Source organism: Secundilactobacillus similis DSM 23365 = JCM 2765 (assembly GCF_001311075.1).
Lineage (GTDB): Bacteria > Bacillota > Bacilli > Lactobacillales > Lactobacillaceae > Secundilactobacillus > Secundilactobacillus similis.
The window spans coordinates 1-16,504 of sequence record NZ_BBAD01000074.1 but is presented as its reverse complement, the minus strand read 5'-3'; the positions used below and the strand labels follow the sequence as shown (position 1 = coordinate 16,504).

Annotated in this window: 9 protein-coding genes, 1 tRNA gene and 5 pseudogenes; 2 read left to right on the top strand and 13 right to left on the bottom strand. The window is 46.2% G+C overall.

The genetic code is table 11. From position 1 onward, the window contains the following. Nucleotides 1-187: 187 nt before the first annotated feature. The 12 genes and pseudogenes from smpB to JCM2765_RS13200 all read right to left on the bottom strand — a co-directional run bounded on the left by smpB (nucleotide 188) and on the right by JCM2765_RS13200 (nucleotide 13,669). Nucleotides 188-658, bottom strand: a complete 471-nt coding sequence (smpB, locus tag JCM2765_RS13255; protein WP_420852582.1) for an SsrA-binding protein SmpB — start codon at nucleotides 656-658, stop codon at nucleotides 188-190. A gap of 23 nt (nucleotides 659-681) precedes the next feature. After that, on the bottom strand, nucleotides 682-3,090 hold the full coding sequence (rnr, locus tag JCM2765_RS13250) for a ribonuclease R (protein WP_054737142.1): 2,409 nt from the start codon (nucleotides 3,088-3,090) through the stop codon (nucleotides 682-684). 19 nt (nucleotides 3,091-3,109) lie between these two features. Next, nucleotides 3,110-3,859: an alpha/beta hydrolase gene (locus tag JCM2765_RS13245; protein ID WP_054737141.1), complete on the bottom strand. Its 750-nt coding sequence runs from the start codon at nucleotides 3,857-3,859 to the stop codon at nucleotides 3,110-3,112. A 70-nt stretch (nucleotides 3,860-3,929) separates the two neighbouring features. Beyond that, nucleotides 3,930-4,165, bottom strand: a pseudogene (gene secG / locus JCM2765_RS13240) (preprotein translocase subunit SecG). A 113-nt stretch (nucleotides 4,166-4,278) separates the two neighbouring features. Then, nucleotides 4,279-5,816, bottom strand: a pseudogene (locus JCM2765_RS13235) (ClC family H(+)/Cl(-) exchange transporter). A 154-nt stretch (nucleotides 5,817-5,970) separates the two neighbouring features. Then, nucleotides 5,971-6,789 carry a hypothetical protein gene (locus JCM2765_RS13230; protein ID WP_054737139.1) on the bottom strand — a complete coding sequence of 273 codons (819 nt, stop codon included), beginning with the start codon at nucleotides 6,787-6,789 and terminating at the stop codon, nucleotides 5,971-5,973. Then, nucleotides 6,789-7,508 carry a hypothetical protein gene (locus JCM2765_RS13225; RefSeq protein WP_156301800.1) on the bottom strand — a complete coding sequence of 240 codons (720 nt, stop codon included), beginning with the start codon at nucleotides 7,506-7,508 and terminating at the stop codon, nucleotides 6,789-6,791. The genes JCM2765_RS13230 and JCM2765_RS13225 overlap by 1 nt, the downstream gene beginning before the upstream one ends. A gap of 337 nt (nucleotides 7,509-7,845) precedes the next feature. Continuing rightward, on the bottom strand, nucleotides 7,846-9,165 hold the full coding sequence (gene eno / locus JCM2765_RS13220; protein ID WP_054737137.1) for a phosphopyruvate hydratase: 1,320 nt from the start codon (nucleotides 9,163-9,165) through the stop codon (nucleotides 7,846-7,848). Nucleotides 9,166-9,327: 162 nt separating this feature from the next. Next, a pseudogene (gene tpiA, locus JCM2765_RS13215) lies at nucleotides 9,328-10,085 on the bottom strand (triose-phosphate isomerase). A 149-nt stretch (nucleotides 10,086-10,234) separates the two neighbouring features. Beyond that, nucleotides 10,235-11,436 (bottom strand): annotated as a pseudogene (locus tag JCM2765_RS13210) (phosphoglycerate kinase). A 121-nt stretch (nucleotides 11,437-11,557) separates the two neighbouring features. Then, a complete protein-coding gene (gene gap, locus JCM2765_RS13205; protein ID WP_054737136.1) occupies nucleotides 11,558-12,571 on the bottom strand; it encodes a type I glyceraldehyde-3-phosphate dehydrogenase in 1,014 nt (337 codons plus the stop codon). A 69-nt stretch (nucleotides 12,572-12,640) separates the two neighbouring features. After that, nucleotides 12,641-13,669, bottom strand: coding sequence for a sugar-binding transcriptional regulator (locus JCM2765_RS13200; protein ID WP_082624490.1), 1,029 nt, complete (start codon nucleotides 13,667-13,669; stop codon nucleotides 12,641-12,643). Between the two features lie 273 nt (nucleotides 13,670-13,942). Here JCM2765_RS13200 and JCM2765_RS13195 point away from each other — a divergent pair. After that, nucleotides 13,943-14,014, top strand: a tRNA-Arg gene (locus tag JCM2765_RS13195). A gap of 293 nt (nucleotides 14,015-14,307) precedes the next feature. Here JCM2765_RS13195 and JCM2765_RS13190 read toward each other — a convergent pair. Next, entirely contained in the window at nucleotides 14,308-15,246 is a 939-nt protein-coding gene (locus JCM2765_RS13190) for a DMT family transporter (RefSeq protein ID WP_057152124.1), read from the bottom strand. A 528-nt stretch (nucleotides 15,247-15,774) separates the two neighbouring features. On the opposite strand from JCM2765_RS13190, the pseudogene JCM2765_RS13185 reads away from it, so the two are divergent. Continuing rightward, nucleotides 15,775-16,367, top strand: a pseudogene (locus tag JCM2765_RS13185) (ATP-dependent Clp protease proteolytic subunit). Nucleotides 16,368-16,504: the final 137 nt, after the last annotated feature.

The following is a 16,504-nucleotide window of genomic DNA, read 5'->3' as shown; positions in this document are numbered from 1 at the left end:
CTTAAGTGGCGCCGAATTTTGTAGCCTGAGAGTGCCGGTTTCATGCGGCTTTGGCGAGCGAAGCGATGACAAACAGCCGACACCCCAATCGCACCCAATGCTTACGCTGGACACAAACGACAGCAAAAAAGCACTAAGCGACCCACCAACGTACTGGCAGTTCACTTAGTGCCTCAATAATCATTGCCTAGTAATGCTTCATTACTCGTGCAATTTGCCGATCTTGTTCTCGGCGTTTGATGGTTTCACGTTTATCGTACTCGTGTTTCCCTTTAGCCACCCCAATCAGAACCTTCGCCACGCCGTTCTTAATGTACATGCGTAGCGGAACAATGGTAATCCCCTTGTCCTTGGTTGTCCCAATTAGTTTGGCAATTTCTTTTTTATGCAGTAATAGTTTTCGATTTCGCAGTGGATCGTGGTTGAAACGGTTACCCTGAGCGTACTCACTAATGTGAATATTCATCAGCCAGGCTTCACCATTGCGAATTTGCGCGAAACCGTCCTGTAAATTGACCCGTTTATCACGAACCGATTTGATTTCAGTTCCCGTCAACACTAATCCTGCTTCATAGGTGTCGAGGATCTGATAATCATGCCGGGCTTTTTTGTTTTGGGCCATGACATTTTTATCTGCTGGCGCTTTTTTCTTACTCAACAATCCTCACCTCACATTAAAGATTAACGGCTTTGTTGACCTCGGTTTTGGCCACCACGGTTGCCTTGACCGCCACGACTATGGTTCCGATTACCACCGTTGCCGCCGCGATTACCGCCATTGCGATTGCCGTTACCACCGTTACGATTGCCACCTTGTGAACGCTTATGGTCGCCATTTCGGCCACCATTGCCGTTGCGGTTACCGTAGTTGCCACGTCCGCGACCGCCACCATTATGGTGTTCACGTTTTGGTAACAGGTCCGTTACGGGCGCTGCAGTTGGGTCAACCAAGTCAAAGTCGATCTTGCTTTGTTCCTTATCAACGTTCACAACCTTTACCTTAACGGCTTGCCCGATCCGGTAAGTCCGGTGGGTGTTACGGCCAACTAAGGCAAGGTATTTTTCAACATATTCATAGTAATCATCTTGCATCCGGCTGATGTGGATCAAGCCTTCAACGGTGTTAGGGAGTTCAATGAACATCCCGAACTTCATTACAGAGCTGACACTGGCTTCAAATTCTTCACCAAGGTGGTCGGCCATGTATTCGGCCTTCTTCATGGCATCCGTATCACGTTCGGCATCGATTGCGCGACGTTCCATTTCAGATGAGTGCACTGCAATTTCTTCCAGTAAGTCAGCGTAACGTGCCTTGCTGTCAGCGTTGATGCCCTTTTCTTCGTAGAAGTGGATCAACCGGTGAACCATCGTATCTGGGTAACGCCGAATTGGTGACGTAAAGTGGGTGTAGTATTCAGCACCCAACCCAAAGTGACCAAGAGATTGGTCAGTATACTTCGCTTGCTTCAAGCTCCGCAACATCATCACAGAAACAACGGGTTCTTCTGGCTTACCAGCAACCTGCTTCAAAACGTTTTGAAGCATCTTTGGCCGCAAGTGATCTGGATCACCCTTAACGTTGATCCCAAAGGCTGTCAGGAATTCGAAGAAGTTCTTCACCCGTTCGCCATCTGGCGTTTCGTGAACCCGGTAGATAAATGGCACCTTCGCCCGGTTGTAATGTTCGGCAACGGTTTCGTTAGCGGCTAACATGAAGGATTCAATCATCCGTTCAGCTAAACCACGAACCCGGAGCTGAATATCAATGGCGTGGCCAGTTTCGTCCACGATGATTTCTGCTTCGTGATCATCGAAATCAATGGCACCACGACGCTTCCGGTTTTTGTATAAAATCTTGTGCAGTTCAGCCATGTTATCAAACATTGGCACTAAGCGGTCGTATTGGTTACGAGTGGCTTCGTCATGGGCTTCAAGGATCTTGTTGACGTTGGTGTACGTCATCCGAGCCGTGGACTTCATGACACTTGGATGGATCCGGTGGTTAACCACGTTACCTTCAGGATCGATTTCCATTTCACAACTCATACATAGTCGTAACACGCCTTCGTTCAATGAACAAATGCCGTTTGATAAGCGACGTGGCAACATTGGGATAACCCGGTCAGTTAAGTAGACACTGGTCCCGCGCTTGTAGGCTTCTTGGTCCAGTAACGAGCCCTCTTTAACGTAGTGGGACACATCCGCAATATGAACCCCTAAGTGATAGTTGCCGTTGTCCATCTTCCAAACGGTAACGGCATCATCCAAGTCTTTTGAAGACTCGCCATCGATCGTCACTAAATCTTGATCCGTGATGTCTTCGCGGCCGGCCATTTCGGCTTCAGTCACGTGATCTGGAATAGCGTCAGCTTCCTGCAAAACGTCTTCTGGGAATTCTGCTGGAATATCATGCGCATACACGATTTGTAAAATATCGATACCAGGGTCATCAACACTCCCGATAACCTTCTTGGCGATCCCAATCATGGCTAATGGGTGATCACTGTTAGGGTATTCGGTAATTTCAGCCGTGACCACTTCACCTGGCGTTGGTTGTAAGCCGGTATCCACAATATAAAATTTGTAACGCGCAAGCTTCTTATCAGTCAAATGAACCTGACCGTAATAACCCATGTCGTCTTCAGTTTGGGTAAAGGCCCCAACAACGTGGGTGTAATGGTGTTCGGCAATGCCGGTCACTTTACCTTCAGGTCCCTTGTCCGACCGAGGATCAGCCGGCCGTACGATTTCCATTTCAACTTCGTCACCGTTCAAGGCCGACATCGTGTTGTCTGGTGCCACATAAGCATCTGGTAATTCATCATCATAGGCGACGAACCCAAATCCCTTATCATTAGCGTGAAAAATCCCGGTAAGCGTCCGAGCCTTTTCGTCTAATTGAAATTCGCCTTCGCTGGTCACGACGACCGTTTTTTCACGTTCAAGTCGTGCCAATTCTGACACGATCAGCTTGAACGCAGCTGAGCCATGATAGTGTAAGGTGTCCGAAACGTCTTCTACTCGGAAGCGCTTCGTTGGATTTGCACGTAACAAATCCTCAATTTGTTGCTTTAAGTTGTTATCTTCCACGATTGTTTGTCCTCATTTATTAATTATAGATTGTTTGTAAGTAGGCATCTAAATCTTGTTCGAGTTGGTGCCGAGCGTTGTTGACCGTAATCACGTGGCCTGCATCCTCATAGTAGTGAAAATCGACCGTTTTCGCGTTGACTAACCGATCACGCAGCTGATACACCACCTGCGCATCAATCAACTCGTCTTGACCGCCTTGCGCGACAAAAACAGGTTGCTGAATCGCTGACAGTTGATCAGCAACCGTTCCCGCAAATGCATCGATTTGTTGCAATTGATCGGGTACCCGATCGTTTAACCAGGCAACGTTTTTATCAATTTGAGTTTGGTCTAACCCACCGTACTGGTAAGTTGCTGTCGCTAATCGCGCGAACTCTGGCAGTAAGTGGTTATCGCTCGTCATCACCACGGGTGAACTAAACGAGCCCCCGCCAAGTAACGTTGCATCCGTCTCTAACGCCCGCATGGCAAAGATACCGCCTAGCGATAAACCAAAGATACTGAGTTGCGTGTATCCCTTGTCCCTTAAGAACTGTAGCGCGGTTTGGGTATCTTGCCACCAAGCGGCCGGTGAGCCCTGCGTTAAAATGTCCTTAGGGTCACCAGTGGCGTGCCCCGTAAACATTGGTGCCAACACGGTATACCCAGCACGTTGTAAATGCCGCCCTAACATGCGAACATCATTAGCGCTACTGGCATAGGCGTGTAATAGCACGATTGCCCGCGGACCAGCTTCAAAGAAAAATGGCTTGGGCATCTGAATCATCGTTTGTTCACCTCCCGTTTAATCATTTACAGAAAAATCCCCCTGCGAAAGTCACAGGAGGATCTGGTTGCTAGTGTGAAGAAAGATAAGTTAATGCCAACGCCAGCACAAAGAAGATAACTCCCAAGACAACGGTAACTTTTTGCATAAATGCTTCAAAGCCCCGCGCCTTTTGTTGTGAAAATAAATCTTGTGAACCGCCACTTAAAGCGGACATTGCGTCTCTTGTTTTGCTGGTTGCATTAACACTGCGATAATAATTAATACGCTATCAATCATCAATCCTGTTAACAGTAAATTGTACAAGAAATTGCCTCCTATTGTTGCCCAGTCTCTGACAATACCTCTTTATAATTTATCATAAAATGGCCTAGAATACTACCCACGGCGCTTAAGAATCTGATTGCAGGGATTATTTTTTAATCACCGACTAACTGCTTCATTGCTTGCCGAACTGCGCGCAGTGTCCGCGATTCAACGTTTAGAACCAGCAGGTCGCCCACCCGAATAATGGTATCACCATGGGGGATCAACACTTTTTCACCGCGTTGCAATTCAACGAGCAGCGCCCCCTGAGGCCAGTTAACTTCCCGAACCTGCTTGCCTGCGAGGCTAGACTCGACAAACACTGGAAACGAAATTTGTTTCAGTGGGGTCGTTTGCGTTTGCTGCCGATGCTGTAACAGTCGATCCAGCATTGCCGCATATACAGGTGCGCCGCCCAGTATATCAACCGTCATATACGCAACCAACGAGACGATGGCTAACGGCATCAAGTGATGCAAAGTCCCCACCATTTCAGTAATTAATAGAATCGCAGTAAACGGTGCCTTGCTAATACCAGCAAAGTATCCCGCCATGGCAGCAATCACAAAAATCGGCACTTCAGCGGCTGGCATCAGCCCCCAGGTCACCATTAGTTGACTAAAGAAGCCCCCAAACACGGCGCCTAACGTTAAGATGGGCAGAAAAACACCACCTGGTAAGCCCGTACCATAGGCCATCATGGAATAAATAAACCGGAGCACAAAAATCAGCAGTAACACTAAAGCAGTAGGTGCATTGCCACCAATCGATACGATCAAGCTATTGCCGCCACCAAGAATCTGGGGAATAAACCAGCCAATTGGAATCAATAATACAAATGCGATGATGCTATTATAATCGTCCGGTAGCCACTTCAGTTTTGAATACCAGCTGCCAACTCGTAACACAACGATTTGATACAATCGACCAAGTAACCCTAATAACACCCCTAACAAGAGTAGCCAGCCATACTGTGACAGTGGCAACGCCCGCAAATAAGTAATATGTAAGACCGGTGTTAAACCAAAAAACACGGTTGAGACAAAATCAGCAGCAATGGCACTCGCTAACGCCGTGATCCACACCATCGTTGAAAAGTTATGGTAGACCTCTTCCAAAACAAACAGTGAACTGGCAATTGGCGCGTTAAACGCGGCAGATAACCCAGCCGAAGCCCCACTGGCAATAATGATTCGCCGGTCAACGCCAGTTAAATGCCGTTTAGCCGCAAACCCTTGACCAACCGTGGCGCCTAATTGGATTGATGGCCCTTCACGCCCTAAAAACAGGCCACTGCCAATCGCAATCACGCCACCAACGAATTTCTTCCAGAGTACCGGCCACCAGTGATAGTCTAATTCGCCCATTAACTGACCTTCAACTTGTGGAATCCCAGAACCTTTAATATCTGGCGTCTGCTTTAACCAACGACCTAAAATCAGCGTTAGCCCTAAACTAATCAGTACCCATACGATCAATAACCACCAGTGTTCGTGGGCTTGGCCAAAGTACCAAGTCACTAATTTCAATCCCTGACTAATCAATAGTCGAAAGAAACTAACCACTACACCGGCTAACAGACCGACACGATTCCTTGGACAACCGCATATAATCGGGATAGATCCCATTTTTTTAGTCGTTTCGTTTTCATTCGCACGCTCCTCATTCAAATCTGCCATTAATAGTTTATCACAACTCAGATTGTTTCAACCGGCAACTCGCTAGTCGATTGCGCGAAACACGCCAAAAGTTCGGCTTTAAACCGAACTTTTTTGAATCATTCAATTAACCAAGGCGTTTAACGCTTATTTTTGAAGTGCTAATAGCTGTTTCAACAGTTTTACCAGTTGTTGCTGTAACTGGCGGATCCGGGTTTGCTTAGTTGTCTTTTTCTTGGTTTGCGTTGATTTCCCCTTTACCGTTCGCTTAGTCTGTTGCTTTCCCTTATGCTTGGTTTGTTTATGTTTAACTTGTTTGTGCTTCGTCTTAGTTGGCTTAACTTGTCGCTTGGTTTGTTTTCGGGTTTGCTTTGAACTAGTCGTTTGGGAACCCGTTTGTTCAACTGGTTGGACCTCAACTTTAATTTGAGTTGGGGTCGTCCCCCGATTAGCCGTTGTCGGTTTTACAGTTGTAGTAGGTCGTGCTTGGTTAGTCGACCCAGCTGTACTTACTGGACGAGTTGGCTTTGAGACTGATTTAACTGGTTCAGTTGGTTTTGAAGCCAGTGCTGGGGTCGTTGCACCTACTGTCGGCTGCGCCACCGGTGTGGTTGGCGTTGTTGTTCCTGACGCGTTTGGCTTCGTTGGTGTAGTGGCTGTACTTGTGCTTGACGTGGTTGGTTTCAAAGGTAACTTAGGGGCTGTCGAACCTGACACGTTTTGTTTTGTTGGCGCCTCTGGTGTTTCTGTACCCGACTCATGTGGCTTTTCAGGTGTGATTGGTGGTGTTACAGTATTCGGTGCTGGTGAAACCGTTGAAGTTGCTACATCAGACGGGTTAACGTTAGACGTCTGACCAGGGTTAGCCGCTTCATTTCCCGCAACTGAATCTGGACTAACGACCGTCTCGTTTCCAGTCGTCGTCCCTTGACTGGCCCCTGGGTTCGATGCATCACCAGTTGCCATCACACCAGTTTGCGAATCAACTGGTTTAGGCGTCTCAGACTGGTTGGTGCAACTTCTCCCTTATGAGGAGGACTAGGCACTTCATTCACCATCGAGGATTCTGAGTTTTTTTCAGGACTTTTTTGATTATCAGTACCGGTCAATGAACTCGATTCGGTTCCCGTTTCAGGCTTCTGAGCGTCACTATTATTCTTAGTTAATACGTAGTTGACCTCATCATACGGTCCTGTATGTCTAACAGTTTGGCTTACAATTTGGAACCCGAGCTGACTAATTTTACTTTCGGCGTGAGCAACTTCTTTTTGATAGACAGCCATTCCCGGTTCGACTTTCCTCGACCAACCATGTAGTCCTACCAATTTATAATCGATTTCATTACCATCTTCATCGAAATAGTTAAAATAAATACTGTTGGTCATTCGCTCTAAAACCACTCGAAAACCTTGAACACCATCAACAATTGGACCATCTGGTTGCACATCGACTATGTTTTTAAGGCCGTGTTTAGCGCCCCCCGTAGGATTGGGATTATCGGTTGTAATATCAGCCTCATTTGTTTTAATCAGTTTACCGTCCGTGGTACGGTCATAATAACTATAGCGAAACGTTTTAGCCTCTGTAATCGACGCAACGGATTGAATCGCCGTTGGGGTCGTTGCCGCTTTCACCTGATCCGTTTGAGCACTCGCTCCTAACAACGCCCCCGTTAACATTAACATCCCGATTGTTTTCTTCTGCATAAACTTAAAACTCCTTTTTCTTCAAAGTACACTTAGTTACGATACGTTGACCGAGAGAAGTTTTATTAATTATGATTTGGAAACAATTGCCCGAATTCGTTTGATTTAACCAAATACACGCTCGTACTGATTACCTCAGGACACCAACGTTAGCTATGGTGTCACGTTGGGTATCACCATTCTTTCACACAATAGAGGCCCATCAGTTATGATGCAGTCCAATTTTTACTGAGCGCATTAAAAAAAGAACGGACGCTAATTTCTCAACGTTCGTTCCTTTAATGATGTCTACAATTTTACTCAATATTGAGTAAGATTACTTGTTTTGGATAGCTTCGCGAGCTTGTTCTGACAAGTTGTAGAATGAGTGGATCCCCTTGTAAGCTGAAACTTCACCAAGTTGGTCTTCAATCCGCATCAATTGGTTGTACTTAGCGATCCGTTCGCCACGGCTCATTGAACCAGTCTTGATTTGACCAGCGTTCAAAGCAACAACCAAGTCAGAGATAGTGGTATCTTCAGTTTCACCAGAACGGTGAGAGATGATAGCCGTGTAACCAGCTTCCTTAGCCATTTCAACGGCTTCAACAGTTTCAGTCAAAGTCCCGATTTGGTTAAGCTTGATTAAGATCGAGTTAGCAACGCCCATCTTGATACCCTTTTCAAGGTAATCAGTGTTCGTAACAAACAAGTCATCACCGACTAATTGAACCTTCTTGCCTAAGCGAGAAGTTGCCATTTGCCAGTCTTCCCATTCGTTTTCATCCAAAGGATCTTCGATAGAAACAACTGGGTACTTGTCAACGATGCTTTCAAGCAAGGTTACGAATTCGTCAGCAGTGTATGACTTGCCATCACCAACTAAGTCGTAAGTCTTAGTTTCAGCGTTGTAGAATTCTGATGAGGCACAGTCAAAGGCGATTGCAACGTCTTTGCCAGGTACGTAACCAGCCTTCTTGATAGCTTCTACCAAGATTTCGAATGGTTCTTCGTTGTTCTTCAAGTCAGGTGCAAATCCACCTTCGTCACCAACAGCAGTAGAGTAACCGCGGTCGTTTAAGATAGCTTTCAAGGCGTGGAAAGTTTCTGCACCCATCCGGATAGCTTCTTTAACAGTTGGTGCACCAACAGGCATGATCATGAATTCTTGGAAGTCAACCTTGTTGTTGGCGTGCTTCCCACCATTGATAACGTTCATCATTGGAGTTGGGAGAACGTGACCATTGAAGCCGCCTAAGTAGTTGTAAAGCGGAACTTCAAGTTCGTCAGCAGCTGCACGGGCAGCGGCTAAAGAAACACCCAAGATAGCGTTGGCACCAAGCTTACCCTTGTTAGGCGTACCGTCTAACTTGATCATAGCCTTGTCGATTGCGATTTGGTCGGTAACGTCAAAGCCAACGATTTCCTTAGAAATCAAGTTGTTAACGTTGTCAACGGCCTTAGTAACACCCTTGCCACCGAAACGGCTCTTGTCGCCATCACGTAATTCAACGGCTTCGTGTTCACCAGTAGATGCACCTGAAGGTACGATTCCACGGCCAACTGCGCCGGCTTCAGTGTAGACTTCAACTTCAACAGTTGGGTTACCACGTGAATCTAAGACTTCGCGTGCGTAAATATCAGAAATAATTGACATTATATTCTCTCCTTATGAATGTTTAACCTAGCGGGAAACAGTTCCCCGCAGTCTATTTTATAAGTTTACCCTTGAACTTGCAATTACTATTTCGGTTTATTTGCAGATGAAACCGCTTCGATGTTAAATCTTGCTGGGAAGTTGTCTCATTAATAAAACAAACTAGGCTTGTTGGTAGTTAACTAACTTTAAATACGTCTCCGCATCCAAGCTAGCACCACCAGCCAAAACACCATCAATGTTGGGTTTTGCCATGATTTCAGCAATGTTGTCGGGGTTAACACTCCCGCCATACAGTACCCGCATCTCGTTGGCCACCGGATCACCATACAAATCAGCTATCGTTTGCCGAATCAGGTAACATCCCTCTTCAGCTTGCGCCGCGGAAGCTGATTGCCCGCTCCCAATGGCCCAACTTGGTTCGTAAGCAATCACGAGCTGACGCGCTTGGACTTCGGTAATGCCTTCAGCGCCCCAGTCACTTGGCTTACAACCCAGTGAATCTTTTCGCCAGCCTCTAATCGGCCCATGGTTTCGTCACAGCACAGAATCGGTGTCATCTGGTTGCGATAAACCGCATGGACTTTTCGATTAATGACGTCGTTGGTTTCGTTAAAGTAGCTTCGCCGTTCTGAGTGCCCACAAATCACGTATGGGATGCCCATATCGGCTAACGCTTGAGGACTGGTTTCCCCGGTGTATGCACCACTATCTTCATAGTAGCAATTTTCAGCTGCGACTCGCAGCCGTTGACCGGGATTCTCCGCCAACATACTTGCTAACAAAATCGCTGGGGCCGCGATTGCCGTTTCAACCTCGGCAGGATCAGGCACCCGTTCTGAAACAGTCTGCATAAATGCGCGGGCGTCGGTGATGGTTTTGTTCATCTTCCAGTTACCCGCAATTAATGGTATCCGCACAGTAAACGCTCCTTTGTTAAATCAAATTTCACATTCCTATTCTATCGGAAACAACCTGATTTAGCTAGTAACGTCGTTCAAAGTTAACCTGACTTTAAGCAAAGAAGCCAGGACACACCGTCCTAGCTTCTTCATTTAATCAACACAAATTACTTGTCGCTGATTGCGGCAATCCCAGGTAAAGTCTTACCTTCAAGGTATTCAAGTGAAGCGCCACCACCAGTAGAGATGTGGGTCAATTGTTCGCCAACCCCTAATTGTTGAACAGCGGCAGTTGAATCACCACCACCAACAATGGTCGTTGCATCACTCAAAGTCCCAAGGAACTTACCAATTTCAAGGGTACCTTCAGCGTAGTTGCTCATTTCAAACACACCCATTGGGCCGTTCCAAACAACTAGCTTAGCTGACTTCAAGACATCCTTAAATTCAGCAACTGACTTAGGGCCAATATCCAAGGCCATGTAGCCATCAGGAATGTCGCCTTCAACTGTCTTGTGAGGGGCATCGTTGTCAAACTTTTCAGCAACGATTGAATCAACAGGCAATACTAACTTGTCGCCAGCCTTGTCCATGATTTCCTTAGCCAAGTCGATCTTATCAGTTTCAACCAATGAGTTCCCAATCTTCATACCCTTTGCAGCGTAGAAGGTGTAGGTCATCCCACCACCGATGATAACTTTGTCGGCTTTGTCCAACAAGTTATCGATAACACCGATCTTGTCAGAAACCTTAGCGCCACCCAAGATAGCAACGAATGGGTGTGCTGGGTTTGAAACGGCACCACCGATAAACTTGATTTCCTTTTCCATTAAGAAACCAGCAGCGGTTTGTGGCATGTTAGCAGCGATACCGGCGTTTGAAGCGTGTGACCGGTGAGCAGTCCCGAAGCGTCGTTAACAAAAACGTCGCCAAGCGATGCCCAGTATTTGCCCAAAGCAGGATCATTCTTAGATTCACGCTTAACTTGTTCGCCATCCTTAACGTCTTCGTAACGGGTGTTTTCCATTACAAGTACGTCACCGTCTGACATCTTGTTGATAGCGTCTTCTAATTGTGCCCCTTCAGTAGCTGGTACAAAGGTCACTGGCTTGTTCAGCAAGTTAGACAACCGTTCTGCAACTGGACGCATTGACAAAGCGGGCTTGTCTTCTTCCTTCTTGATCCGGCCTAAGTGAGAAAGCAAGATTGCCTTACCACCGTGATCGATTACGTATTGAATCGTTGGCAAAGCTGCTACGATCCGGTTGTCGTTACCAATAACGCCGTCCTTGATTGGGACGTTAAAGTCGACACGCATTAACACTTTTTTACCTTGTAACTCTAAATCAGAAACTGTTAATTTAGCCAATTCTAAACCCTCCTGGTGAGTGTTGATTGTGAAATAAATTCATGTTTACTGACGTAAAAGGCGGAGAAAGTCGCCTCCCTCCGCCTTTACATCGTTTAAAAGTTTAAATTAAAGCTTTATATTAAAGCATTGAAGCAAACTTCAACAAAGTACGAACCATGTTGCAAGTGAAGCCCCATTCGTTGTCGTACCATGCAACAGTCTTAACTAATTGCGTGTCACCGGCAGTGGTAACTTCAGTTTGAGTTGGGTCAAATACTGAGCCGTGAGGGTCGTCGATGATGTCAGTTGAAACGATTTCGTCATCGTTGTAACCGAATGCGTCGTTACCTTCAGTGTGCTTCTTGATTGCTGCGTTGATTTCGTCGGCCGTAACCTTCTTGTCAAGTACAGAAACCAATTCAGTCAAAGAACCATCAACAACAGCAACCCGTTGTGCGTGGCCTTGTAACTTACCCTTTAATTCAGGGATAACCAAACCGATAGCCTTAGCGGCACCAGTTGAGTGAGGAATCGTGTTGATGCTTGCAGTACGGTTGTTACGCATCTTCTTGCCGCGAGGGCCATCAAGAATTTGTTGCGTAGCAGTGAAGGCGTGAATGGTAGTCATCGTACCAGCCTTGATGCCGAATTCTTCGTTTAAGAAGTAAGCCATTGGTGCCAAGCAGTTAGTGGTACATGAACCGGCAGAAACGATCTTGTCATCAGCTTGTAACGTGTCCAAGTTAACACCAGGAACAACGGTACGTACAGCGCCTGCAGGAGCTGAAACTAAGACACGCTTTACGCCAGCGTTCAAGTGAGCTTGTGACTTTTCTTCTGAAGTGTAAAAACCAGTACATTCAAGAACAAAGTCAACCCCGTCGTTCTTAACCCAAGGAATGTTTTGAGCCTTTGGTTCTGCATATACAGGGATTTCCTTACCGTCAACGACGATGCCAGTTTCAGTAGCTGAAACTTCGCCAGGGAAACGACCATGTGTTGAATCATACTTTAAGAGGTATGCCAACATTGAAGGGGTAGTCAAATCATTGATAGCTGCAACTTCAATGTCTGCTGAATGAAGTTCGTGAATCCGCTTGAACGCTAAACGACCAATGCGGCCGAAACCATTAATACCAATTTTTACAGTCATACTGTGTTTTCCTCCTTTAGGAAGTGAAAAAAGTAAAATTATTTTAAACAGCAATACCAATTAATAGTATCACTTTTTTAAAATCTTGTCAGCTAATCCTTCATCGGTTACCAAATAAGTGGCAGCCGGTGGGATCTTAAAATACGCCTCGACAGCGTCAGCCTTGGTGTGACCCCCGGCAACGGCAATCACCAGATCCATTCGATCAAGGTCTGAAATTGACAGTCCCAACCGTGGTACCCGGTAAACAATCTCACCATTACCATCAAAGAAGTCACCGAACGCTTCGCCTACCGCGTTGCGTTCACGTAACGTATCGGTCACGTCCGTCGGCATCTGTCGCCGTTTTGCCATCGCCATTGCATCGCCAACACAGTGAATCGCCACGTTAGCGTGACTAATCGTGGTTAGCGTTCTTGCAATCATTGGCTCCTGACTCAGCGTTGAATACGTTGCTGCCGAGGTTAATTCTGGTAGGTAAAGGGCTTGATAACGGCTGTTTGTGGCAGTCGCCATCTTGGCACAGACCGTGTTCGCCTGAATCTCAGGCGATTCACCCATACCGCCCCGAGCCGGCACAAACGTCAGTTGCCGATTTTCGGCAAGGTCCTCAGTTAGTGTCTCAGCAACGGCGGCCATCGTTGTTCCACCCATGACAGCCAAAATGCTATCACCGGATGGTAACTGATCTCGTAACAACGTTGCCGTTATCTGACCCATTGTCCGTTTAATATCGGACTGCTGGTCAGAATCACCAGTGACGATCCGGCACCCTTTCAGGCCCAGCCGGTCTTGAAGTAACCGTTCCTTTTTACGAAGACCAGTTATATCATCTACCAGTGGTTGAAGGTTCGTCAACGCGCGTTGTCCATCATCAGTTAGACAGACTCCGTTAACGCCCATGGCAACCAGACCGTTGGCAACTAAGAGATCCAAATCGGTTCTCACGCTCCGCTCGGTCATGTTCAGCTTATCGGCCAACAAGCGCCGACCCACCGGTTGCATGACGTTAATGGTAAGCAACAACGAGTAGCGGCCGATCAGCTTCTGCGTCATCTTAGGGACAACGGCATTCACCCATCTCCACTCGAGATCCATGTCCAACCCTACTCTCTCTTTGAAAAATAAAGCTATGGGACATTAACTGTCCCGGCATGACATATGATGACCCATCAAGGCCAAAAATTAATGGGCTCTCACCCACAACGTCATTATAACAGCCCAACTTTACGAATGCAATCGAATCGACAAACCTTTTAATGATAGCGTTTTCAAGACATTGATAGAATTTTTTTGGTGATTTCACTTGTATTTATATTCAAATTCGGGTATAGTATTTTGTGTTGACGATGCAGTCAACGGTAACGCAATGCGCCTGTAGTGTAATGGATCGCACGTAAGATTCCGGTTCTTGAGATGGGGGTTCGATTCCCTCCAGGCGCAGTATGAGTTTTACAGGGTCACATAACTTCACAGAATGCCGTTAAATCGGTGTTCTGTTTTTTATTTCGTTACAGATTCGTATGGTTTTGCTTTAAAAGTGTCTGAAAAATAAATCGGTGTAGGGCAAGTACATATCAGCGTAACGAGTTAATCTTGTTGCGCTTTTTGTATGCATCAAAAAGCTAGACATCATTTTACGATATCTAGCACTTAAATAAGACCCTCATCATTATTATAGAAACATATTTCAACACCTGATGTTCTTATCACCGTCATTTGACAGAAACTCCCGTTCACTCATCCCCACGATCATTTCGCCGAATCCGATCCCGCAACCGATCAAAATCAATCGAAATTAGTAACACTGCCAAAATAATCAAAATACCGCCAATGATGTCAAACCCGGTCAATGAAACGCCCAACCAGACCGAAAACACCGCTGCAGATAACGGCTCTAACGAATCCAATAAACTCGCCGTGGTAGCTGAAATCACCTTAAGCCCAGCGTTAAACAAGAACAACGTCACAACCGTGCCAATCAAAACCACAAATAGTAATAAACCAATCAACGGTAAATCAACGTGCGTTGGCCCTTGGGTAACCGATGGGAAAATAAACATCGTCAGTCCTGACACGATCAGTCCCCATCCCGTACAGTTCATGGTGCCGTAAATCGGTAAGACACGTTTAGGAATCAGTGTATAGGCTGCGCTCCCCACCGCCGATAACATGCCCCAAAATAGCACAGAGGTTGACACAGCCAAGCCATTGAACCGCCCGTGAGTCACAATTAACACTGTCCCGACAACTGCCACAATAATACCGATCCATTCGGCTCGACCGGGTAACTGACGAAACCGGACTGCCGTGTAAAAGACCACAAAGAACAATCCTAAATATTGTAAAATCGTCGCCACCGAGGCATTACCATCGTGTACGGCAATGAAGTAAAAATACTGTGCAGGTATCAACCCAAACCAACCATAGTAGGCAACCTGCAGTGCATCTCGACGGTGATGCAATACCGCAAACGGGCGTTGATGTAGCATCCCGCTGCCAATCAACAAAATCACCCCGGCTAAAATCATCCGCAATTGGGTCAACCATGCTGGTGAAATTGCGGGATAACGGTCAAAAATCACCCCTGCTGCAACCCCTGATAGTCCCCAACCAGTAGCGGCAACTGCAGCTAAAATAATGCCGCTCAATGGCGCACGTTTTTCTTCGGTCATCACCCAGCCCCAATCCATGATTTCCCCAACTTGCTCACAACTTCATAATAGCAATTTATATCACCGAAAACTATGGTTTCAGCACGATTTTAACAAGTTGGTTAATTTAGCCGTTAATCAGTGGTTGTTGTGCTCAACGCCGTCCGTTTTCCGTTATCGATAACTATCGGCAAAATCCAAACCCGTAAGCATTGTTCACACCACTACTTCATACTCACTGTGAAACGAATCGACAACCTCACTGTGTATTTCAAAATAGTAAACGCGTTAAAGTAACTGTCTTCGCGTCACCACTCATTTCAGGTTATTTGGCAATTTAATCTACCATGATTTGATAAATTCAACGCCCTTTTCCCGCAACAATCGTTAATTTATGGTATCCTAAAAGTTGTCACAGCACCGATTAGTCCCATTGGTCAAAAAGTTGAGCGTTTTTGTTTGACCTTTATTGACCATTGGGTTAAACTACAAATCAGTTAGTCGGAAGTGACTACCATTATTTACGAAATTAAAGGAGGCTGCAAAGCTATGAACTTAGTCCCAACGGTTATTGAACAATCCTCCCGCGGCGAACGGCTTATGATATTTACTCTCGTTTGTTGAAGGACAGAATCATTATGCTTTCCGGTCCAATCGAAGACGATATGGCCAATGCGATCATCGCCCAACTCTTGTTCTTGGACGCGCAAGATTCTACTAAAGATATTTACCTCTACATCAACTCTCCAGGTGGTGTAATCACCTCTGGGATGGCGATCTACGATACGATGAACTTCATCCAATCTGATGTTCAAACGATCGTTACTGGGATGGCGGCCTCAATGGCCAGTGTCTTGGCATCGTCAGGTACTAAGGGTAAGCGGTTTGCCTTACCTCACTCACAAGTCTTGATTCACCAACCATCTGGTGGTGCTCAAGGCCAACAAACTGAAATTGAAATTGCTGCCGAAGAAATCTTGAAGGCTCGTAAGATGATCAACGAGATTTTGGCTGGTAACTCTGGTCAACCAATCGAACGCGTTAACACGGACACTGAACGTGACCACTACTTAACCGCTCAAGAAGCCGTTGATTACGGTCTGCTAGATGCCATTATGACAAGCAGCAAGGATCGTAAGTAACCCTTTGCTTCATTAACTAAATGCATGTTAAAACGATCGAACTGCCCGCGTTGGCTGTTCGATCCGTTTTTTTGTTGTCTGCTGTCGTTTGTGTCCAGCGTAAGTGTTGGGTGCGATTTGGGTGAAGGCTGTTTGTC